The organism is Mesorhizobium sp. M7A.F.Ca.US.011.01.1.1, from assembly GCF_003998295.1.
Classification (GTDB): domain Bacteria; phylum Pseudomonadota; class Alphaproteobacteria; order Rhizobiales; family Rhizobiaceae; genus Mesorhizobium.
The window spans coordinates 128,079-148,380 of the sequence record NZ_RZRT01000002.1 but is presented as its reverse complement, the minus strand read 5'-3'; the positions used below and the strand labels follow the sequence as shown (position 1 = coordinate 148,380).

The 20,302-nt window shown below is 63.0% G+C and carries 22 protein-coding genes and 1 riboswitch; of the genes, 11 read left to right on the top strand and 11 right to left on the bottom strand.

Going from position 1 to position 20,302, the window contains the following annotated elements; genetic code table 11:
• Genes EOA13_RS03305 through ugpC form a run of 3 tightly spaced genes read left to right on the top strand, consistent with a single transcriptional unit; the run spans nt 1 to nt 3,961 of the window.
• A complete protein-coding gene (locus EOA13_RS03305) occupies nt 1-1,155 on the top strand; it encodes a carbohydrate ABC transporter permease (protein WP_127289684.1) in 1,155 nt (384 codons plus the stop codon).
• Nucleotides 1,156-1,159: 4 nt separating this feature from the next.
• Entirely contained in the window at nt 1,160-2,824 is a 1,665-nt protein-coding gene (locus EOA13_RS03300) for an alpha-glucosidase (RefSeq protein WP_127289682.1), read from the top strand.
• Nucleotides 2,825-2,848: 24 nt separating this feature from the next.
• The gene (ugpC, locus tag EOA13_RS03295) at nt 2,849-3,961 is read left to right on the top strand and encodes a sn-glycerol-3-phosphate ABC transporter ATP-binding protein UgpC (RefSeq protein WP_127289680.1); all 1,113 of its coding nucleotides are present in this window, start codon (nt 2,849-2,851) and stop codon (nt 3,959-3,961) included.
• 77 nt (nt 3,962-4,038) lie between these two features.
• Here ugpC and EOA13_RS03290 read toward each other — a convergent pair whose 3' ends face one another.
• The 3 genes from EOA13_RS03290 to EOA13_RS03280 all read right to left on the bottom strand — a co-directional run bounded on the left by EOA13_RS03290 (nt 4,039) and on the right by EOA13_RS03280 (nt 4,814).
• Complete coding sequence (locus EOA13_RS03290) at nt 4,039-4,275, bottom strand: DUF680 domain-containing protein (protein ID WP_127289678.1); 237 nt, start codon at nt 4,273-4,275, stop codon at nt 4,039-4,041.
• A gap of 69 nt (nt 4,276-4,344) precedes the next feature.
• Nucleotides 4,345-4,545, bottom strand: a complete 201-nt coding sequence (locus EOA13_RS03285; RefSeq protein WP_127289676.1) for a DUF680 domain-containing protein — start codon at nt 4,543-4,545, stop codon at nt 4,345-4,347.
• Between the two features lie 71 nt (nt 4,546-4,616).
• Nucleotides 4,617-4,814 carry a DUF680 domain-containing protein gene (locus tag EOA13_RS03280; RefSeq protein ID WP_127289674.1) on the bottom strand — a complete coding sequence of 66 codons (198 nt, stop codon included), beginning with the start codon at nt 4,812-4,814 and terminating at the stop codon, nt 4,617-4,619.
• Between the two features lie 510 nt (nt 4,815-5,324).
• Nucleotides 5,325-5,527, top strand: a riboswitch (cobalamin riboswitch).
• Nucleotides 5,528-5,641: 114 nt separating this feature from the next.
• Between EOA13_RS03280 and EOA13_RS03275 the strand changes: the two genes are divergently transcribed.
• The 8 genes from EOA13_RS03275 (at nt 5,642) to EOA13_RS03240 (ending at nt 13,381) form a co-directional block, all read left to right on the top strand.
• Nucleotides 5,642-6,889: an aromatic ring-hydroxylating dioxygenase subunit alpha gene (locus EOA13_RS03275; RefSeq protein ID WP_127289672.1), complete on the top strand. Its 1,248-nt coding sequence runs from the start codon at nt 5,642-5,644 to the stop codon at nt 6,887-6,889.
• A 25-nt stretch (nt 6,890-6,914) separates the two neighbouring features.
• Nucleotides 6,915-8,015, top strand: a complete 1,101-nt coding sequence (locus tag EOA13_RS03270; protein WP_127289670.1) for a hybrid-cluster NAD(P)-dependent oxidoreductase — start codon at nt 6,915-6,917, stop codon at nt 8,013-8,015.
• 129 nt (nt 8,016-8,144) lie between these two features.
• Nucleotides 8,145-8,576, top strand: a complete 432-nt coding sequence (locus EOA13_RS03265; protein ID WP_127289668.1) for a PqqD family protein — start codon at nt 8,145-8,147, stop codon at nt 8,574-8,576.
• 49 nt (nt 8,577-8,625) lie between these two features.
• A complete protein-coding gene (locus EOA13_RS03260) occupies nt 8,626-9,675 on the top strand; it encodes a serine kinase (RefSeq protein WP_127289666.1) in 1,050 nt (349 codons plus the stop codon).
• Nucleotides 9,672-10,424 (top strand): glycosyltransferase family A protein, encoded by a 753-nt coding sequence (locus EOA13_RS03255; RefSeq protein WP_164779962.1) that lies wholly within the window; start codon nt 9,672-9,674, stop codon nt 10,422-10,424. Before EOA13_RS03260 ends, EOA13_RS03255 begins: the two co-directional genes overlap by 4 nt.
• A 55-nt stretch (nt 10,425-10,479) precedes the next feature.
• A complete protein-coding gene (locus EOA13_RS03250) occupies nt 10,480-11,232 on the top strand; it encodes a glycosyltransferase family A protein (protein WP_127289664.1) in 753 nt (250 codons plus the stop codon).
• Nucleotides 11,232-11,909, top strand: coding sequence for a glycosyltransferase family A protein (locus EOA13_RS03245; protein ID WP_127290099.1), 678 nt, complete (start codon nt 11,232-11,234; stop codon nt 11,907-11,909). The genes EOA13_RS03250 and EOA13_RS03245 overlap by 1 nt, the downstream gene beginning before the upstream one ends.
• Entirely contained in the window at nt 11,906-13,381 is a 1,476-nt protein-coding gene (locus EOA13_RS03240) for a nucleotidyltransferase family protein (RefSeq protein WP_127289662.1), read from the top strand. The genes EOA13_RS03245 and EOA13_RS03240 overlap by 4 nt, the downstream gene beginning before the upstream one ends.
• 22 nt (nt 13,382-13,403) lie before the next feature.
• On the opposite strand, the gene EOA13_RS03235 is transcribed toward EOA13_RS03240, so the two are convergent.
• From EOA13_RS03235 to EOA13_RS03200, 8 genes are all read right to left on the bottom strand, one after another.
• Nucleotides 13,404-13,811 (bottom strand): type II toxin-antitoxin system VapC family toxin, encoded by a 408-nt coding sequence (locus EOA13_RS03235; RefSeq protein ID WP_127289660.1) that lies wholly within the window; start codon nt 13,809-13,811, stop codon nt 13,404-13,406.
• Nucleotides 13,808-14,041, bottom strand: a complete 234-nt coding sequence (locus EOA13_RS03230) for an AbrB/MazE/SpoVT family DNA-binding domain-containing protein (RefSeq protein ID WP_127289658.1) — start codon at nt 14,039-14,041, stop codon at nt 13,808-13,810. The genes EOA13_RS03235 and EOA13_RS03230 overlap by 4 nt, the downstream gene beginning before the upstream one ends.
• Before the next feature lie 125 nt (nt 14,042-14,166).
• Nucleotides 14,167-14,913, bottom strand: a complete 747-nt coding sequence (locus EOA13_RS03225; protein ID WP_127289656.1) for an FAD-binding oxidoreductase — start codon at nt 14,911-14,913, stop codon at nt 14,167-14,169.
• Entirely contained in the window at nt 14,910-15,521 is a 612-nt protein-coding gene (locus tag EOA13_RS03220) for a sulfite oxidase-like oxidoreductase (RefSeq protein WP_127289654.1), read from the bottom strand. The genes EOA13_RS03225 and EOA13_RS03220 overlap by 4 nt, the downstream gene beginning before the upstream one ends.
• A 150-nt stretch (nt 15,522-15,671) precedes the next feature.
• Nucleotides 15,672-17,192: a DegQ family serine endoprotease gene (locus EOA13_RS03215; RefSeq protein ID WP_127289652.1), complete on the bottom strand. Its 1,521-nt coding sequence runs from the start codon at nt 17,190-17,192 to the stop codon at nt 15,672-15,674.
• A gap of 248 nt (nt 17,193-17,440) precedes the next feature.
• Nucleotides 17,441-18,160: an MBL fold metallo-hydrolase gene (locus EOA13_RS03210; RefSeq protein WP_127289650.1), complete on the bottom strand. Its 720-nt coding sequence runs from the start codon at nt 18,158-18,160 to the stop codon at nt 17,441-17,443.
• 35 nt (nt 18,161-18,195) lie between these two features.
• The gene (locus tag EOA13_RS03205) at nt 18,196-19,362 is read right to left on the bottom strand and encodes a diphosphate--fructose-6-phosphate 1-phosphotransferase (RefSeq protein WP_127289648.1); all 1,167 of its coding nucleotides are present in this window, start codon (nt 19,360-19,362) and stop codon (nt 18,196-18,198) included.
• 100 nt (nt 19,363-19,462) lie between these two features.
• Complete coding sequence (locus tag EOA13_RS03200; protein ID WP_127289646.1) at nt 19,463-20,230, bottom strand: L,D-transpeptidase; 768 nt, start codon at nt 20,228-20,230, stop codon at nt 19,463-19,465.
• Between the last annotated feature and the right edge of the window lie 72 nt (nt 20,231-20,302).

The window sequence follows — 20,302 nt, the reverse complement described above, 5'->3', positions numbered from 1 at the left end:
ATGGCCGTCGCGACCGGAAATTCCTTCGCCAGCCGCTTTGGCGTCCACATCGCCGTGCTCATCTTCGTCGCGATCTGGACCATACCGACGCTCGGCATCCTGGTCTCGTCGCTGCGCGACAAGAACCAGATCATCGCCTCGGGATGGTGGAACTCGTTCGCCAGTTCCACCCAGACGGAAGCCGGCCGGCTGCCGCCCGCCTCGGCGCAAGTCGAGAAGGACGGCAAGTTCCTCCTCGAGGGCAATATCTTCGGCGACGGCGCCAAGCGCGACATCAGCGCCTTCGGCGTCAAATCGGCGGCACCGACGCAATATCCCGCCGGCACCACAGCCGATCTCGGCGACGGCGTGACCTTGCAGCTCAATGCCGACGGCAGCTTCGTCATGCAATCCCCGAAAGCGTTCGAAGGCGATCGCGGCCAGCGCGTCTATTATGCTTCGTCGGCGCCGCCGAAATTCACCACCGACAATTACAGAACCGTGCTGTTCTCCGAGGGCATCGGACGGTCATTCATGAATTCGCTGACCGTCACTATCCCAGCGACAATCATCCCGATCCTGATCGCCGCCTTTGCCGCCTATGCGCTGGCCTGGATGCGGTTTCCTGGCCGGGCGCTGCTGATCGCGGTTATCATCGGCCTGCTGGTGGTGCCATTGCAGATGTCGCTGATCCCGTTGTTGAAACTCTATAATGGCGTCGGCGCTTTCTTCGGCATGCCGTCGAAGACCTATCTCGGCATCTGGCTGGCGCATACCGGCTTCGGCCTGCCCTTCGCCATCTACCTGCTGCGCAGCTACATTGCCGGCCTGCCGCGCGAAATCATGGAATCGGCGCGCATCGACGGCGCCAGCGATTTCGAGATCTTCGTCAAGATCGTCTTGCCGCTGTCGTTCCCGGTGCTGGCTTCGTTTGCCATCTTCCAGTTCCTGTGGGTATGGAACGATCTGCTGGTGGCGATGGTTTTCCTCGGTACAGAGGCAGACCAGATCGTGCTGACCGCCAAGCTCAACGCGCTGTTGGGCTCGCGCGGCGGCGACTGGGAGATTCTGACGACATCGGCTTTCGTGACCATCATCGTGCCGCTGATCGTGTTCTTCTCGCTGCAGCGCTATTTTGTCCGCGGGCTGCTTGCCGGCTCGGTGAAAGGAGGCTGAGACGATGCAATCCGCTTTGAAGGCCAGCTCGAAGCCTGACCTCGCCATCGATCGCGACTGGTGGCGGGGCGCGGTAATCTACCAGATCTATCCGCGCAGCTACCAGGACTCGAATGGCGACGGCATCGGCGATCTCAAGGGTATCATAGGCCGCCTCCCCTACATCGCCGCACTCGGCGCGGACGCCATCTGGATTTCGCCGTTCTTCAAGTCGCCTATGAAGGATTTCGGCTACGACGTGTCAGACTATTGCGACGTCGATCCGATGTTCGGCACGCTGGCCGATTTCGACGCGCTGACCGCCGAGGCACACAGGCTGGGCTTGAAGGTGATGATCGACGAGGTGCTGTCGCACACCGCCGACAACCACCCATGGTTCAAGGAAAGCCGGTCGAGCCGCAGCAACCCGAAAGCCGACTGGTACGTCTGGGCAGACGCCAGGCCGGACGGCACGCCGCCCAACAACTGGCTGTCGATCTTCGGCGGCTCGGCCTGGCAATGGGACACCAGTCGCCAGCAATATTACATGCACAATTTCCTGGCCGAACAGCCCGACCTCAACTTCCACAACCACGAAGTCCAGGACGCATTGCTCGACGTCACCCGCTTCTGGCTGGAGCGCGGCGTCGATGGTTTCCGGCTCGACACCATCAATTTCTACTTCCACAGCCAGGGCCTGGAAAACAATCCGCCGCTGCCGCCGGAAGAGCGCAACGACCAGACCGCGCCGGCGGTCAACCCCTACAACTACCAGGACCATCTCTACGACAAGAGCCGCCCCGAGAACCTCGGCTTCCTCGAACGGTTCCGCGCCCTGCTCGATGAATATCAGGCAACCGCAGCGGTCGGCGAGGTTGGCGATTCGCAGCGCGGGCTGGAAGTGGTGGCCGCCTACACCGCCGGCGGCAAGCGCGTGCATATGTGCTATTCCTTCGACTTCCTGGCGCCGGAAAAGATCAGCGCGGCCAAGGTCCGCTCGGTGCTGGAATCCTTCGGCAAGGTCGCCAGCGATGGCTGGTCGTGCTGGGCCTTTTCCAACCATGATGTGATGCGCCCGGCCTCGCGCTGGGCGGCCAATGAGGCCGACCCGACCGCCTACCTCAAGGTCATCTCGGCGCTGCTGATGTCCCTGCGCGGTTCGGTCTGCATCTACCAGGGCGAGGAGCTTGGGCTCGGCGAAGCCGATCTTCGGTTCGAGGATTTGCAGGACCCCTACGGCATCCGCTTCTGGCCGAAATTCAAAGGCCGCGACGGCTGCCGCACACCGATGGTGTGGGATGGTAGCGCCAGCAATGGCGGCTTCTCCTCGGCAAAGCCCTGGCTGCCGGTGCCGGCCAAGCATCTGTCGCAAGCGGTCAATGTCCAGCAGGGCGACCAGGCTTCGCTGCTCGAGCACTACCGGCGCTTTCTCACCTTCCGGCGTGCCCATCCGGCGCTCGTCAAGGGCGACATCAATTTCATCGAAAGTGAGGGAGATACCGTCGCCTTCACGCGCCGCGCAGGCAACGAGCAGATCGTCTGCGTCTTCAATCTGGGAGCCGGGCCGGCCAAGGTTGACCTTGGCGGCCGATCGCTGCAACCTCTGCCCGGGCACGGATTTTCGGGGCAGGCGAACAGCGGTTCCATCGAGCTTGGCGACTACGGCGCCTGGTTCGGGCGTCTCGACTGAATTTCCAATCACTGGAGGAAACCAATGGCCGATGTCACGCTAAGACAAGTGAAGAAGTCCTACGGCAATCTGAACATTCTCCACGGCATCGACCTCGATATTAAATCGGGCGAGTTCATCGTCTTCGTCGGCCCGTCGGGCTGCGGCAAGTCGACATTGCTGAGATCGATCGCCGGGCTCGAGGAAATCACCTCCGGCGAGCTTAGAATAGCCGGCGAAGTGGTGAACGACGTGCCGCCGTCGAAGCGCGGCATCGCCATGGTGTTCCAGTCCTACGCGCTCTACCCGCACATGACCGTCTACGACAACATGGCGTTCTCGATGAAGATCGGCAAAGAGAACAAGGCCGAGATCGACCGCCGTGTGCGCCAAGCCGCCGAGATCCTGCAGCTGACCAAATATCTCGACCGCCTGCCCAAGGCGATGTCAGGCGGCCAGCGCCAGCGCGTCGCCATCGGCCGCGCCATCGTGCGCAATCCGAAGGTGTTCCTGTTCGACGAGCCGCTTTCGAACCTCGACGCCGCGCTTCGCGTCGCCACCCGCATCGAAATCGCCAAGCTCAAGGAATCGATGCCCAACACGACCATGATCTACGTCACCCACGACCAGGTCGAGGCGATGACGCTGGCCGACCGCATCGTGGTGCTCAAGGACGGCCATATCGAGCAGGTCGGCACGCCGATGGATCTCTACAAGAAGCCCGGCAATCTGTTCGTTGCGCAATTCATCGGCTCGCCGGCCATGAACATCCTGCCCGCGACCATCGACAAGTCAGGCAATTCGACCGTCGTCAGCCATGTCGGCGGACGCAAGGCAACCGTGCCGATCGCAACGCCTGCTTCGGCGAAGGGTGCTGCGGTGAGCTTCGGCGTGCGGCCGGAAGACCTGATCATCGCCAGCGGCGCTGACTATCTGTTCGAGGGGACGGTCGACTATGTCGAGCAGCTCGGCGAGGTTCAGCTGGTCTATGTCGACATCGGTCGCGCCGACCTGCCGTTGGTGACCAAGCTGCCCGGCAATGTCGAGGTCAAGCGTGGTTCGACATTGCGGCTGAGCGCCAATGGCGAGGACCTGCATATCTTCGACGCTGACGGACGGTCGTTTGCCCTTCATGAGGCTGAAGCGAAGGCGGCCTGAGGCAAGACCGCCTCTCGGACGCAAAAAGAGCGGCGGGGTAGGCCCGCCGCTCTTTTGTTGAAGATCAGCTTCGGCTGTTAACGGCCGAAGAGATTCCGGTCGCTGCCCTGAGGGGCGGACTTCTCCACGTCGCCCGACGAATTGAGCAGCTTCTCGACGAGGCCACCGCTGTTGCGGACCGAGCTCGTATGCGCGCTGTCAACCGAAGTAACCGCAGGCTGACTGGCGCCATTGGAGCCAAAGTTGTCGCTGCCGGCGAACGCGCTGCCGGTGATGGCCAGAACGGCGGCGGCAGCAATAAGGATCTTGTTCATTTTAATCTCCTGAATTCTGGATTTCGCCAGGACGGCAGACACAGCTGCCGTCGCTTGCGAAATTGGCTGTTAGCGACCGAAGAGGTTACGGTCGCTGCCCTGAGCGGGCGTCTGGGCAGCCGGTTCCGAGGCCTTGGTGGAAGCCGTGTACGACTGGTCCACTGCGGCGGCAGGCTGGTTGGAGCCGTTCGAACCGTAGTTGTCGCTGCCGGCGAAAGCGCTGCCGGAGATGGCCAGAACGGCGGCGGCAGCAATGAGGATCTTGTTCATCTTAAATACTCCTGAATGTCTGAATTTCGCCAGGGCGGCGGGCGAGCCCGCCGTCGACTGGGAATCGGCTGTTAGTTGTTGCCGAAGAGGTTGCGGTCAGCACCCTGGGCAGGCGCCTGAGCAGCCGGTTCCGACTTCTTGGTCGAAGCGGTGTACGAGCTGTCGACAGCAGTGGCTGTCGCGGCGTTCGAACCGTAGTGGTCGCTACCAGCGAAGGCGCTGCCGGAAATGGCCAGAAGGGCTGCGGCAGTGAGAATGATCTTTTTCATTTTTGGTACTCCAGTATCGTCTTTTTTCCGTCCGTCTAGCGGCGTGTCTTTGGAAATGAAATCGCGTCGTTCGGACAGCCCCGATGTGGGAGGGCAGCCCCGTCTTTTCCAATCACGAAGTTGTTCCGTGTGGACCATGAATCCACACCTTGAAATTGTGCCAAGGGAGTCTAGAGATAGATTTTTCTTCTTTATATCAGCGTGTTAGGTTTAACCACCTAACGGATCACTGACTGTTTCAAAGGCCCAGCGTTCACACCGTCCTGCACGCACCGTCAACAGAAACGAACCGTTCGGTTCGATTTTAGAGCAAGCTAATAGTCACTTTTCGAAACCGTTAGCCTTATTTGACCTCCGCCAAGGGTCGGATTCGGGAAGATCGCAGCCGGCAAATGGCCGCCCGAGAGGTGGGATTTCGGCCTGCGACGGTCTGCGGGAACGTTCGCATGCCGTGTCGCGCCGCATGGATACGATGTCGTTTTCATGCCGACGGCGCGCCCCCGATCGTGGTTAGATCACACCATCTCAGGTGCCGCTTCGTGACGACGAGGCGGAGAATTGGGAAGCCGGTCAGAATCCGGCGCTGCCCCCGCAACGGTGGTGGAGTTCAAGTCGCAACGGGAGACCACTGGGCAACTGCCTGGGAAGGTGTCGCGATGGTCCGCAAGGACAACTCCAGAGCCCGGAAACCAGCCCGAGATTGTTAGACTCGACTGATCGCGGTGGGCGGTCAAGAGGTGGATAGCGCATGTCTGGCACCTAGCCGGCCTGCGTTTCAATCCTTCCTCCGTCACCACCAGTTCAGTCCTTAGAAACGAGGACAGGACATGGATACCCGCAACGACATGCTGAGGCTCCTGAAGGGGCGCCGGCAAGGCTTTTCGCTGGAGCAGCCCTTCTACACCGATCCGGACTACTTCAAGCTCGACATGGAGCTGATCTGGTATCGCGACTGGCTGTTCATCGGTCATGATTGCGAACTGCCGAAGCCGGGCAGCTACATCAACGTGCAGATCGGCGACTACCCGGTCGTCCTTGTCCGCGACCAGCACGGCAAGATCAACGCCTTCCACAATTCCTGCCGCCATCGCGGCAGCCGCGTGTGCAACGCGGAGAAGGGTACGGCGGCAAAGCTCGTCTGCCCGTATCATCAGTGGACCTATGAGCTGGACGGCCGCCTGCTGTTTGCCCGCCAGATGGCCGACGGTTTCGACAAGAGTGATTTCGGCCTGAAGCCGGTCGCCTGCGAGAGCGTCGGCGGCTACATCTTCATCTGCCTGGCCAAGGAGCCGGCGGATTTCGCGCCGATGCGGGCGATGATCGAACCCTATCTTTTGCCGCACCGGTTGCGTGAAGCAAAGATCGCCTTCGAGAGCACGATCGTCGAGAAGGGCAACTGGAAGCTGGTCTGGGAAAACAACCGCGAGTGCTACCACTGCGCCGCCAATCACCCGGAGCTGTGCAAGACCTTCCCCGAGGCTCCGACTGTGACCGGCGTCAACGGTGCCGACAGCGACCCTGAAATGGTCGCGCACTGGGCCAAATGCGAGGCATCAGGCCTGCCGAGCATATTCCGCATCGATCCGGCAGGGCAGTACCGCGCCACCCGCGCGCCGCTGCTGCGCGATGCCGTCAGCTACACCATGACGGGAAAACGGGCGGTCCAGAAGAACCTGTCCGACAGCGTTTCAACCGACCGCATCGGCTCCTTGCTGCTTTATCATTATCCGACAACCTGGAACCATATCCTCGGCGACCATGCCGTCACCTTCCGCGTGCTGCCGATCAGTGCCACGGAAACCGCGGTGACGACAAAATGGCTCGTCCACAAGGATGCGGTCGAAGGCGTCGACTACGATCTCGCTGAGCTCACCCATGTCTGGACCGAGACCAACGACCAGGACCGTCGCATCGTCGAGGAAAACGCCTTCGGCATCTTGTCGCCGGCCTACGAACCAGGCCCCTATTCGGAGCTGCATGAGGGCGGCGTGATCCAGTTCGTCGAGTGGTACGCGTCGTTCATCGGACCGCGCCTTGCAGAAGGCGACCGGCCGGCCCTGCGCAGCGTCGCCTAGCCCAGGGGACAAGAGGATGAATGCGATGACGGACCTTGGCCTCTATCGACATCTCGACCAGATGACGCCCTGGAACGACAGGCTGCAGGTGCTGGAAGTGATCGGCGTCAGTGACGAAGCGCCTGACGTGAAGACCTTCACCTTCCGCTCCGACAACCAGACCTGGTTCCGCTACAAGCCGGGCCAGTTCGTGACGCTGGAACTGCCGACATCGGACGGGCCCCTGATGCGCACCTACACGCTGTCGTCCTCGCCGTCGCGGCCGTTCTCGATCGCGGTGACGGTCAAGGCGCAGGCGGGCAGCACCGGTACGCGCTGGATGTTCGACCATCTGACGCCCGGTTCGCACGTCAAGGCCTATGGGCCGACCGGCGACTTTTCGCTGCACAGCCACCCGGCGGCCAAATATCTGTTCATTTCGGCCGGCTCCGGCGTGACCCCGATGATGTCGATGCTGCGTTGGCTGAACGACTGCGCGCCATGGACAGATGTCGGCTTCGTCAACTGTGCGCGCCGCCCGGAAGAGATCATTTTCCGCAAGGAACTCGAGCTGCTCGGCAGCCGCATGCCCGGCCTGTCGCTCGGCTTCATGATCGAGGAGCGGTCGAGCCGCGAGGGCTGGTTCGGCCATATGGGCCGCATCGACGCGATCCGGCTGCCATTGCTGGCGCCCGATTTCCGCGAGCGCGAGATCTTCTGCTGCGGCCCCGATCCCTTCATGCGCGCCGTGCGCGGCATGCTGGACGCCGCCGGCTTCGACATGGCTAAATACCATCAGGAAAGCTTCGCGGCGCCTGCCGTGGAGGAGATCCCGGCGCCGTTCTCGCCGCCGGCGGAAGACGGCGCCGCTGCTGCCGTCGAGGCCGTGACACCAATCCGGTTCTCGCTTTCCGATGTCGATGCCGAATGCGTCGCCGGCCAGACCGTGCTGCAGACGGCACGCGCCTCTGGGGTGCGGATTCCCGCCGCCTGCGAGTTCGGCCTGTGCGGCACCTGCAAGGTGAGGAAGGTCGCGGGCGATGTCGAGATGAGCCACAATGGCGGCATCCTCGATCACGAAATCGAGGACGGCTTTATCCTCGCCTGTTGCTCGAAGCCGCTTTCTGCGCTTGAAATCGAAGCGTGACCGGCTGCGCTCGCCCCGAGCCTGCGCTATCTTGCCAAAAACCCTGCAAATGGTTAGACGCCTGCAACGGTGGGGTTGACCGTAAGGCCCGAAGATCATCTCCGCGGCCTGCTCGGCGGGGGAGCAAACATGCGACAATCCGGCATCTATGCCATTGCCAGCAAGGATATCGTCTTTGAATCCTTCGACGGCGAAGCCGTCGTTCTTGACCTGACCACGGGCAAATATTTCGGCTTCTCTGATTCAGGCAGCAGACTTTGGGATGCACTGTCGTCCGGCGTGCCTGCCTCCGAACTGGTCGGCGCCGCGACCGGAATTGGCGCCCTCGATGCCGCCGCGATTGACGGCTTTGTTTCACAATTGCTCGAATTCGGTTTGCTGGCGGCCGTAACCGATGGCATGGCAAGACCGGTTCCAAGCGAATTGCTGGCTCAGCTCGCCGCTGCCAGAGAGCCCCTCAAGGTCGACATCCATGACGATCTCGCCGATCTCATTGTCGTCGACCCCATCCACGAGGTCGAGGAGCCCCTCGGCTGGCCCGCGGTGAAGCAAGCCAACTGAAGCGCCCATCAGGTTCTCGTTGCCGGACAGCTCCGGAACAGGCAGACCCATGCCGAACGTCACTCTCGAAAACTTGGTTGACTACGCACGTCATGTCCTGGCGCAAGCAGAGAGCAGCGCCGCGCATTATCCACTGACCCGCAAGGCGAGCTTGCCGCATCTGGATCTGACCGCGCATGTCAGCGCCGGCGCGTTGGCGGATGCCGTCGCTCATGGCTTTGTCACTGCTCCGGGCAACCGAACGCCTGCCGACATCTGCCGCGTCTTCGTCGCGCATCCCGGCATTGACGGCATCGCGGCACCGGCCAGTTGGGGCCAGGGACCCTTCACGCAGCATGGCTTCGCCACCCAACTGGCGGGAGCTGGATTGCGCGGCAACCATTTCCACGACCTGGATTTCTGGCAGTTCTATGATCCGCAACGTCGCGTTGGCGTGCAATTGATGGCCTCGGCCGATGCCTTTCCACCGTGGGAGCCGGGAGCGCCGCTGCGCCCCTTCCTCCATTGGGAATATGCGGCACGTGGCATGCGGCTGGCCCATGCGGGGACGCTCGGCACCAATGGCAAGGGCGTGCTGCTGGCCGGCGCGGGCGGCGCCGGGAAATCCGGAACCGTCGCAGCCGGCCTTCTCCACGGGCTGGACAGCGTCGGCGACGACTATGTGCTGGTCGACCTTGCCAACGGCGTGACTGCCCGCCCACTGTTTTCAACGCTCAAGCAGGATCCCCAAGGGTTCGCGCGGCTTGGGCTGAAGCATCGGCTGCCGGCGCATGGTCCGCTCAACTGGCAAGGCAAGCATGCTTTTCACATTGATGACATCGCGCCTCGGCCCGTGCCCGAAACTCTGGACATCGTTGCGCTGGTGGTGCCACATATCGGCGGAGGCGAGGCAAGTTCAATCGTGCCGGTGTCGCGCAGGGATGCCATGATTGCCTTGGCGCCGTCCGGCATAGCGCAGATGCCGGGCGAGCGGGAGAGCGGCTTTCGCTTCTTCAGCGACCTGACCCGCCTGCTGCCGTGCTATCGTCTGTCGCTGGGGACGCAGCCCCAGGAGATAGCCGGCACGATTGCCGACTTTCTCGCGCGGGGCGCTTCGTGAAACTGAGCGTGATAATGCCCGTCTACAACCGTGAGCGCTATGTCGTTTCGGCATTGCGCTCGCTGGTGCGGCAGCGGGACGCCGCCGATCTCGATATCATCGTCATCGACGACGGCTCGACCGACGGCTCTACTGAGGCCGTGCGCTCGATGATGCGCGAAAACCCCTGCATCCGACTGTTCCAGCAATCCAACATGGGCGTAGCCAGGGCGCGCAACGCGGGGCTGCGGCAACTGCCGCCGGATGCGGAGTTCGTGTCATTCCTGGATTCGGACGATATCTCGCCGGCCGGGCGCTTCAAGAAGGACCTTGCGCGCTTCAGAGCAGACCCCGGACTCGAGCTGACCTATTCGCTGATGACGCTGGTCGAGCGGATTGACGATGAGCGGCTGAAACCGGCAGTCGACAGCCGCACGATGACGCTTCGGGGAATTTCGCTGAGCGCCGCCGTGTTCAGCAGAGGGCTTGTCGACCGGACGGGCGAGTTCGATGAGGATTTCGAGCAGGCTGAAGATACCGACTATCTGCTGCGCGTTTTCGAGGCGGGACCGAACTACGAATTGTTGGACGCGGTCGCGATCTACTACCGACGCCACGCCGGAAATGTCACCAAGGAGTATAGCGGCAGGGTCCGCAACCATTTGCGTGCAATCCACAAGTCGATGCGGCGGCGCAAGGCCGATCCGTCACGGCGTGAGGTCCAGGGCATCTTCGAATTGAAGAGTCCCGCTGATTGGCGGATGCTATGATGCTCGACACAATCGGGTCGGATCAGCCAAGCCCGGAACGCTGCCGGAGACGCCCATGAAGCTGAGCGTCATCATGCCGGTCTACAATCGCGAACAATTCGTTGGCCTGGCGCTGCGCTCGCTGCTCAGGCAGCGCGAAGACATTGATCTTGACATCATCGTCATCGACGATGGGTCGACCGATGGCTCTGCGGCCGTCGTGCGGTCGTTGATCGACGAGGCCCCGTGCATTCGTCTTTTCCAGCAGGTCAATGGCGGGGTCACCAAGGCGCGCAATGCCGGGCTGAGGCAGTTGCTGCCGCAGACTCGTCTGGTGTCGTTTCTCGATTCGGACGACATCTCCCCGATAGGGCGTTTCAAGGCGGACCTCGCCTGCTTCGAAGAGGATCCTGGCCTCGACCTGACCTATTCGCGCATGACGCTGGTCGACAAGATAGATGGCGAGACGCTGGAACCGGCCGCCGACAGCCACTCCATCACCGTGCGAGGGATCCACCTGTCCGCCGGAATCTTTGCGCGAGACCTCATCGAGCGCACCGGTGGTTTCGACGAGGATTTCAAACAGGCCGAGGACACCGACTATCTGTTGCGTATCTTTGAGAGCCAGGCAAAATACGTTATGCCCGATACGGTGGCTCTCTATTACAGGCGTCATCCCGGCAACATGACCAAGGAAGCCGATGTGCCCTTTCGCGAGTTCATGCGCGCCATTCACAAGTCGATGAAGCGTCGCAAGGCCGATCCCAGCTTGCGCCGGGTGGAGGGGATTTTCGACTTCAAGGATCTCGCGCAGTGGCGGTTCCTTTGATGGCAGGCTACGGCGTCGTCATTCCGGCTTTCAACGCGGCCGCCACCATAGGCGCGGCCCTGAACTCCGTTCTGGCCCAGACGGCAAAGGCGGAGACCATCGTCGTGGTCGATGACGGTTCGACCGACGATACGGTTGCCGTGATCGGCGCGATGAACCTGCCGGTGACGGTGCTGCGGCAGGACAATGCCGGACCTGGCAGCGCAACGACCCGTGGCATTGCGGCACTCTCGACGCCGCTCATCGCGACGCTCGATGCCGACGATTTGTGGCTGGCGGACAAGGTCGAAAAGCAGCTGGCCTATCTCGATAGTCATCCCGAGACAGCGGGCGTCTTTACGCATTGGCGGACGTTTCGCGGCGACAGCCCCGATTTGCCCGAAGCGACCAGTGGAGCTGGCTGGTCGCGCACGACGATGATGATCCGCCAGGAGGTGGTGCAGAGCGTCGGTCCCATCATCGACCCACCAGGCGGTCGCGGCGAGATGATCGACTGGATCGCCCGGGTTCGTGAGGCAGGCTTTGCCCTTGCCATGCTCGACGACGTGCTTGCATTGCGCCGCATCCGTCCGGGCAGCCTTTCCTACGGCCGCGATCCGGCACGCGACCGGGGCTATCTCCAGGTCGCAAGGCTCGCCATGCAGCGGCGAGCCCGGAACAAGGCAGGCTCCAATTGAACGCCAGGCCCGTTCGCCGCGTCGGCCGCCGCTTCCCGGACTATGGCTGGTCGTGGCCCACCGGCCAGCTGGACCTGTTGCTAAAGGCGGCGCTGCTCTCCGACGAGGACGCAGCCGCCGGCTGCGCCGCGCGCTGGCTGGACGAGAACGACATCGATCTCGTCTCGTTTCGAGAACATCGCCTGCTCGCCGCCATCTCCGACAGGTTCGGCAGGAAGCTGGCCGGGCATACCGCGCACCCGCGCCTCGTCGGCCTGCAGAAGATGCTGTGGACGAAGTCGCGCATGGCGATGCGCGAGGCCGAACCGGCGCTGAAGGCGATGGCAGACGGCGGCGCCGACATCATGCTGATCAAGGGCGCCAGCCGCATTGCCTTGAACGCGTCGGCGCAGCGTGGCCGGGTGGCGCATGACATCGACATACTGGTGCGCCCGCGCGACATGGCTGCCGTCTTCGACATCTTGCGCGATCGCGACTGGCAGATCGCCTCGGGCGTCAGCGCGCAATATCTGCGAACCCGGTTGGCGTCACTGCGGTCGATGAACTTCTTCAAGGGCCGTTTCGGCGACATCGACCTGCACCAGCTCGGCTATGACGGTTCGCAGACGAGCGCGGAAGACGACCTGGCGATCTGGCAACGGGCGGTCCCGGCACAATTCAGCGGCGTCGCGGTCTTCGTACCGTCGCCGGCCGATCGCATGGCCCTGGCCATCGCCCATGGCGGCCTCGACGCCCACACCCACAGCGACTGGCTTGTCGACTGCGCGGTCGCCATCCATGGCGAAGACGTCGATTGGGACATGTTCCTCGACATCGTCGGCAGACGCGGCCTGGCGGTTCCAGCGGCGGTGGCGTTATCCTATCTGGCGTTTGAGATCGGCATTCCGGTGCCGGAACCGACAATGGTCAGAATCTTGGAGATGGCCGACGGAGCTGGCCTGTCGCGTTGGTCGTCGGTTCTGCAAGCCAAGCCGCGCACGGATTTCGGCGGCCTTGTCTGGCTGTCGCGCGGGCTTGCCAAGCAGTTGCGCCTGAAGCGGAAGAAGGGCCGGTTGCAACAGGAGCCACCCGCCAAACCTTGGCGCGGCAAACCGGCCGCGCGCAAGCCGCAGGCCGTCCCGGCGCTATTGGTGTTTTCGCAGGCCATCGCCTGTCCGCAAACGACCGGCGACATGATGCTCGATATCACCGTCAGGATCGGCGTTCCGCCGGTCCGGCGCCGCATCGAAATGGAGATCAATGACGGTGGCGAGCATATCGCTCGCCTGCGCGCCATGGCTATCAGCCGATCCGGCAGGGAACGCGTGCTGCATTTTCGCGGCAAGGTGACGCTCGACGGCGCCCGAGTTGCCTTGACGCTCGAGGCGCGACCATCGCGACAGTTTCGCGAGTGGAACGACGCGGCCATGGTGGCCGCCTATGGCGCCTTGCCTTTCCAGTTGCTGTCGGCGGATTTCTCACCGGTCGGCTGAACAGCGAATATCCATGCGGCAATCATCGGGGGTCCGGGGCGATCAGCCTCAAGGACGGGAAGTAGGTCCGGTAGCGGCCGACATCACGGGTCAGAAGCGGAAGCTTGGCGACGGCGGCATGGGCGCCGATGAAGAAGTCAGGCAAGACGCCGGTCCTCGATCCTCCTGATCGGCGGTATTGCGTGAATACCTTTCCAGCAAGGAAAAGCGCGGCTCTTGGCATCGGAGCCATTTCGAGACCGGCCACATCCAGAAAGGCCTCAAGATCCTCGATGCTGATGTAGCGAACAGCAAGTTCGGCATAGACCGCACCATTGATCAACAATGGCCCATTGAGGCTCGCGGCCTCAAGCTGCGCAACCGACCAGTCCGCCCAATTGGGATCGTCGGTGACAAGGTCGAGCAGAACGTTGGTATCGACGAACGTCACGCTTCGCCACGCGTCAGCGCCATGATCGCGTCGGTCGTGAGCCCCTCGCCGGCATGGCCGCGCAACTTGGCGAAGCGGCTCGCCGGTGGCTCTTTGTCAACACGAGCCAGCACGACGCTGCCATCGGCGGCGCGTCGGAAATCGACCTTGGTACCCGGGACGATCCCCAGGAGATCGCGGACCGGTTTCGGAATGGTCACTTGTCCCTTTGCCGTAACGGTGGTGGCCATCTTAATTCCTCGGTAATACCATATTTCAACAAGGTATTACCTCGCGGATCGAATTTCAATGCTTGAAGCGTCGAGCCCCCGACCGAACCGTCGGAGCCAAGACGACATGCATTGGCGGCCTCCGTTCAAACTCCGTATCGTTCGGTGCGAATGTTTTCCGCCGGCACGCCGGCATCGATCAGCGCCTGGGCGGCGGCTGACACGAAGGCGTTGGAGCCGCAGACGAAGGCGATGCCAGGCGGCTCCGGCAGCCGCGCCATGGCTTGCACCATCATCGCAACGTCCACCCGCCGCGCATAGTCGGTTGGGCGGCGTGCGGCTTCGCGGGTCAGTGTCAGCACCAGGTCGAAGCCGTCCTGGCGCTCGTCGAGAACGATCAGCTCGTCACGAAAGATCACTTCGTCCCAGACCCGCACCGAAAAGACCAGGACGACGGGCACCGCTGAATTACGTGCGGCGCGGTGGCGGAGCATCGACATCAAGGGCACGACGCCCGAACCGCCGCCGACCAGAACAAGCGGGCCACTCTCATCCTCGGGCCAGACGAAATGCCCGCCAAGCGGCCCGCGCAGTTCGATTTCATCGCCCACTGCCGCGACCTCGTGGAAGAAGGGCGAGACCTCGCCATCGTCGAGTTTTTCGATCGCCAGTTCAATTACGCCATGCGTTTCGGGCGCGGAGGCGATGGAATAGGAGCGGCGCGCCTGATAGCCGTCCGGCGCCGTTAGCCTGACGTCGACATGCTGCCCTGCGCGATAGGCGAAGGGCCGAGACGGCTGGAAAAAGAAGCTGGCGACACGCGGCGTGCGCTTTTCGATGCGGACGATGCTGGCTGTTTGCCAGGGCGACTGCACTGCTGCCGCATCGCTCATGGATCATCCGTGTAGCGCTGCTCGCGCCATGGGTCGCCATAGATGTGGTAGCCGCGTAATTCCCAGAAACCGGGCTCGTCGCGCGAGGTGAATTGCAGGCCGTTCAACCATTTGGCCGATTTCCAGAAATAAAGATGCGGCACCAGCAGCCTTGCCGGGCCGCCATGGTCCGGTGTGATCGGCTTGCCTTCATAGAGCAGCGCCACCATGGCCTTGCCGGCGGTGAGATCCGTGACCGGTACGTTGGTGGTGTAGCCGTCGAACGCGTGCGCCAGCGTGAAACCGGTCGGCGGCTCGACACCCGCATCGGCAAGGATATCGTCGACCAGCACGCCCTGCCACGGCGTGTCGAATTTGGTCCATGCTGTCACGCAATGGATATCGCGTGTCATCTTGGTCAACGGCAGCGCGTTGAACTCGGCCCAGTTCCATTTCTTGATCGGGCGTGGCCCGTGTTTCAGCGTGAAAGACCAATCCTCGGTACGCACGCGCGGCGTCGGGCCGGCCGACAGCACCGGGAAACCCTGTTCTAGATATTGGCCTGGCGGGATGCGGGCATCGCCATAAGTTGGCGGGCGCCGTCCTGAAGAGAAACCTCGGGTGACCATAGCGGCAATCCCCATGCAATCAGGCCACTATCGGCCTGACGCAATGTTCTCGAAGATGTTGTGACGGGCAACCGAAATCTTGACGGGCGGAGACCGGCGGGACCGTCACCGATGGACCTGCCGCTCCCGCGTTCACGTCAACGCCATTTCTCAGCCACTTGCAAAAGGCACCGCGATGTACATTTGAGCGTCGCCACGCTCGACCAGCAACAGCACCGATTTCCTGCCGGATTTGCCGGCCAAGGCGATCGCCTGGGTTACCTGCCTGGCATTCTTCACCGGCACCTGATTGACGGCAACGATGATGTCGCCGGCCTGTATTCCGGAAGCGGCGGCCGCTTTGTCGGGGTTGACGCTGGCAACCACCGCGCCGTGCTGCTTGCCGGCAAGGTTCATCTGCTGGCGAATGTCGGGTGTTATATCCATCAAGCCGAGCCCTATCGCCGGAGCGCGCCCGGCGCTCGGCGCGTCGGACCCGTCGTCCAGCGACGCGGTCTTCGCATCGGCGCTGTTTTGGCCGACATCGACGGAAATCCGAATCGGCTTGCCTTTGCGCCAGACATCGACCGTTTCCCGTGCGCCCGGCGCGACATCGGCGACCGCCCGCGACAGGTCCTTGGGATCCTTCACGTCCTGCCCGGCAAAGCTGGTGATGACGTCACCCGTCTCGATGCCGGCCTTGGCCGCCGGCGAACCGTCGTTGACCTCTGAGACCAGTGCGCCGCCGGAATGGTCGAGCCCGATGGCGCTCGCGACATCCGGCGTCACCTCCTGGATCTGAACGCCGATATAGCCGTACTGGATGGAGCCGCCCTTCATCAGCTTGGCGACCACCTTCTGGGCCTGGCCCGACGGAATGGCAAAACCGACGCCGACGCTGCCGCCATTGGGTGAATAGATCGCCGTGTTGATGCCGACGACATTGCCGGCGACATCCACCAGCGGGCCGCCGGAATTGCCGTGGTTGATCGGCGCGTCGATCTGGATGAAATCGTCGAAAGGCCCACTATGCAGGTCGCGGCCGCGCGCCGAGACGATGCCTGCCGTGACGGTGGTGCCGATGCCGAACGGGTTGCCGAAGGCCAGCACCTGGTCGCCTGGCATGAGCTTGTCGGAATCGCCCCATTTGACTGTCGGCAGGGGTTTGTCCGACTTGATCTTGAGTACGGCGAGATCGTTCTTGGCATCGCGGCCGACAAGCTTGGCCGGAAGTTCGGTGCCGTCGTCGAGCGTAACCTTGATCGAAGAGGCGCCATCGATGACGTGATTGTTGGTGACGATGGTACCATCCGCGCCGACGATGAAGCCGGAACCCAGCGCCTCGGCGCGCTGCGGTTGCTGTTGTGGCGGCGTCTTGGGCGTCGGCATGCCCTGGTCACCGAAGAACTGGCGGAAATAGTCATCGAAAGGCGAGCCGCCGTCGAAAGGAGAGGCATCGCTCATCGTTTCAGGCTGTGCCTTCATGACGGTGGTGACCGTCACCACCGCCGGCTTGTCGGCGGCAACGATGGGTGCGAACGAGCCATTGGGCGCGGTGATGCCGGCGACAGGCGTCTGGGTCGTCGGAATAGTGTTGCCCTCGCCTTGGGCGAAAGACATGACGAAGGGGGATATGATCAGCGCAGCGCCCAGCAAGGCCGCGACGCGATGCCTACGAAGGATATCTGACATGGTCGTTTGTCCGGGCGAGAGTTGATCCAGCGCCGTGGCCTCTCCCGTGCGGGGAAAATCGGTCATCGGCGTGTCGAGGTCGCAATTGCCCGTCTCGCCTACATGGCAGCCAACCGGATCGACGGCCTTGCATCTAGGGCGCGGATTGGCCCGATTTAGGGTTTTCGGGCGACCTTACGAAGATTTAATATCCGCACGGCGGCAGGTCACAAAGTCGTCGGGCCGCGCCTTGCTGCCTCGCTGGAGCCTCAGCCACCGGCGGTTCGTCCGAGATAGGCCGTGGCAATCTCGCACATGCGCTTGCCGTCGAAGCTCGGTCCGTGTCCACCATGACCGATGCGGATCGGCAGGTCGAGCAGACGCCGCATCGTGCTGATATAGGCGGCTCGGTCGGAATCCGGCAGGTCATCGATCAGCATGGCGTCGTAGATGGCATCGCCGCTGAAGAACAGGCCGTCGGCCTCGTCGAACAGCGCGATCGAATCCGGTGAATGGCCCGGCAGATGCAGCACGCGGAACTGCCGGTCGCCGAGATCGATGACATCGCCCTCGTCCAGGGTTCGCGTCAACGGCGCGGGCGGGATCCTGTAGTCAGCCGACTTCCATCCGGGCGCCGGCAGTTTCGAGACGGCACCCTCGAGGTCATGAAACATGTAGGCGTAGGTCGCGGCCTCATCCATGGTCTCGAACTGCGCCGCGCTCATCCTTGGTCCTGCCCGCAACGGGAATTCATGCAGCGAGCCGACATGGTCGAGATGGATGTGGGTGGCAACGACCAACAGCGGCTTGCCCTCCGTCGTCTCGACCTGCGGCGCCAGCGGACAGATGCCCATGCCGGTGTCGACGAGCAGGTCGGCATCGCGACCGCGCAGATGCCAGATATTGGCCCGAACATAGGCATGCACGAAGGGCTCGGTCAGCATCGTCGTCTTGTCGTCGACGACGCTCCTGCTGAACCAGCCTGGCATCAAGTGTGAGTCCGGCATGAGAAGCGAGCCGGGCATCAGACGAAGGGCTTCCCGACCTTGTACTTTTCCGGCACCAGTCGCTTGAGATAGGCCATGCCGGCATCCGACAGCTGATTGACATCGGGCTTCATGAAATCGTCCGGCATGTGGCGTGTCTTGCCGGCGACGTTCTTGAGCGGCACCTTCTTCAGCACCGTTCTGGTGCCGTCATATTGAAGCGCCACCGAGCCGCCGCCCTGTTCGGCGACGGTGACGGCGAAAGCGCCGGCATCGAAAGCCTCCTGCGCGTCGACCACGCTGATGGCACCGATATAGCCGCGCGGCATGTAGCCGAGCGCATCGACGCGGGCCCGCTTGCCCGGCAGGCCTTCCGCCAACGCGCGCTCGAGTGCGGCCGGCAGGTCGCTGCCCGACAATTTGACGTTGCCGTGCGCGTCGCGCTCGAGCTTGTCCGGCGGCACCAGGCTTTCGACCAGGGCCTTGCCGTCGGCGGTGCTGACGCCTTCCGAAACGGCGACGATGCAGCGCTTGTGGCGATCGAGCGTGGCACGGACGTCGTCGATGAAGCCGGCGGCTGAGAATGGGCGCTCGGGCACGTAGACGAGGTGCGGGCCGCTGTCGGCGTCGAGCTGCCAGGCGGCCGCGGCCGCGGTCAGGAAGCCCGCATGCCGGCCCATGACGATGCCGACATAGATGCCGGGCAGCGCACGAAAATCGAGATCGACGGACAGGAAGGCGCCGGCGACGAACTCGGCCGCCGAAATGAAGCCCGGCGTGTGGTCGTTTTCCTCGAGATCGTTGTCGATGGTTTTTGGCGCATGGACGAAGGCAATTGAACCGCCGGCGGCATCGGTCAGGATCTGCTGCGTACCCGACGTGTCGTTGCCGCCGATATAGATGAAGGCGTCTGCGCCGGTCTTCTTCAGGCCGTTGAGGATGACATCGCAATAGGCGGCGTCGGGCTTGTCGCGGGTCGAGCCGAGGGCGGCGCTCGGCGTGCCGGCAATCAGCCGCAGCCGGTCCTCGGGGATGGCGGAAAGGTCGACATAATTGCCGTCACGGATGCCGCGCACACCATGGATGGAACCCAGCACCTTGGCACCGGGATGCCGCTTGCGGATCTCCAGCGTCGCCCCGACCACCGTCTGGTTGATGACGGCGGTTGGGCCGCCGCCTTGCGCGATGACAAACGTTCCAGCCATGCTTGATTTCTCCCGGCGCGATGGTTTTCAAGGCACCTTGGCCTGTCTTGCCGCATCGCGCAACGGGAGTTTCGAGCGGCGCCAACACGCCGCATAAGCGTCAGACGACGACGACCGGATTTTTCTTGGAGACGCGGCTGTAGAGGTCGATGATGTCCTGGTTGATCAGGCGCACGCAGCCCGACGACATCGCCTGGCCGATGCTCCACCATTCGGGCGAGCCGTGGATGCGATAGCCGGTGTCCTTGCCGTCCTGGTAGATGTAAAGGGCACGCGCGCCGAGCGGATTGGTGAGGCCGCCGGGCTGTCCGGTCTGCCACTTCACCAGTTCAGGCTTGCGGGCGATCATCTCCGGCGGCGGCGTCCAGGTCGGCCATTCCCTGCCGTACTGGATGTTGGCGCGGCCGGACCAGCGGAAACCATCCTTGCCGATGCCGACGCCGTAGCGAATAGCGTCGCCACCCGGCTGGACGAGATAGAGCATGCGCTCCTTGAGATGGACGACGATGGTGCCGGGGGCCTCGCCTGTCGTGTCGACGACGATCTGGCGGCGGAATTCCGGCTTGACCTTCAGATATGGCACTTCCGGCACGTTGAAGCCGCCGTCGGTCAGCCCGGCATACATGACGCCGGGGCTGGTGATGTTCTTGTCGACGCTGATGCTTGGCCGGATCGGCCGCACAGAACCCGTGGTGACGTCGTCGAGTTCGAGCGCCGGCAGGCCACCGCCCGAGGTCGAGCAGCCAGCGGCGCTCAGCAGCGCGAGCGCCCCAGCCCCGGACAGGATGGCGCGGCGGGAAAGATGATGATCGGTTTCGATTGCGTCGCCGTTTCGCGGCGGCGTCAGACCTTCCGGCAACTCACGCATATACCCAGACCCTACGCTGTCGGCGGGAAGCACGGTCCGGCCGGATAGCGGGCATTTTCATCATTCATGGTT

Coding starts and splice junctions, on each gene's coding strand:
- EOA13_RS03210 (WP_127289650.1), bottom strand. CDS start 18,160: ATGCCAGGCTGGTTCAGCAGGAGCGTCGTCGACGACAAGACGACGATG.
- EOA13_RS03270 (WP_127289670.1), top strand. CDS start 6,915: ATGACGGACCTTGGCCTCTATCGACATCTCGACCAGATGACGCCCTGG.
- EOA13_RS03225 (WP_127289656.1), bottom strand. CDS start 14,913: ATGAGCGATGCGGCAGCAGTGCAGTCGCCCTGGCAAACAGCCAGCATC.
- EOA13_RS03280 (WP_127289674.1), bottom strand. CDS start 4,814: ATGAAAAAGATCATTCTCACTGCCGCAGCCCTTCTGGCCATTTCCGGC.
- EOA13_RS03260 (WP_127289666.1), top strand. CDS start 8,626: ATGCCGAACGTCACTCTCGAAAACTTGGTTGACTACGCACGTCATGTC.
- EOA13_RS03220 (WP_127289654.1), bottom strand. CDS start 15,521: ATGGTCACCCGAGGTTTCTCTTCAGGACGGCGCCCGCCAACTTATGGC.
- EOA13_RS03215 (WP_127289652.1), bottom strand. CDS start 17,192: ATGTCAGATATCCTTCGTAGGCATCGCGTCGCGGCCTTGCTGGGCGCT.
- EOA13_RS03250 (WP_127289664.1), top strand. CDS start 10,480: ATGAAGCTGAGCGTCATCATGCCGGTCTACAATCGCGAACAATTCGTT.
- EOA13_RS03305 (WP_127289684.1), top strand. CDS start 1: ATGGCCGTCGCGACCGGAAATTCCTTCGCCAGCCGCTTTGGCGTCCAC.
- EOA13_RS03285 (WP_127289676.1), bottom strand. CDS start 4,545: ATGAACAAGATCCTCATTGCTGCCGCCGCCGTTCTGGCCATCTCCGGC.
- EOA13_RS03275 (WP_127289672.1), top strand. CDS start 5,642: ATGGATACCCGCAACGACATGCTGAGGCTCCTGAAGGGGCGCCGGCAA.
- EOA13_RS03200 (WP_127289646.1), bottom strand. CDS start 20,230: ATGCGTGAGTTGCCGGAAGGTCTGACGCCGCCGCGAAACGGCGACGCA.
- EOA13_RS03205 (WP_127289648.1), bottom strand. CDS start 19,362: ATGGCTGGAACGTTTGTCATCGCGCAAGGCGGCGGCCCAACCGCCGTC.
- ugpC (WP_127289680.1), top strand. CDS start 2,849: ATGGCCGATGTCACGCTAAGACAAGTGAAGAAGTCCTACGGCAATCTG.
- EOA13_RS03300 (WP_127289682.1), top strand. CDS start 1,160: ATGCAATCCGCTTTGAAGGCCAGCTCGAAGCCTGACCTCGCCATCGAT.
- EOA13_RS03245 (WP_127290099.1), top strand. CDS start 11,232: ATGGCAGGCTACGGCGTCGTCATTCCGGCTTTCAACGCGGCCGCCACC.
- EOA13_RS03230 (WP_127289658.1), bottom strand. CDS start 14,041: ATGGCCACCACCGTTACGGCAAAGGGACAAGTGACCATTCCGAAACCG.
- EOA13_RS03265 (WP_127289668.1), top strand. CDS start 8,145: ATGCGACAATCCGGCATCTATGCCATTGCCAGCAAGGATATCGTCTTT.
- EOA13_RS03290 (WP_127289678.1), bottom strand. CDS start 4,275: ATGAACAAGATCCTTATTGCTGCCGCCGCCGTTCTGGCCATCACCGGC.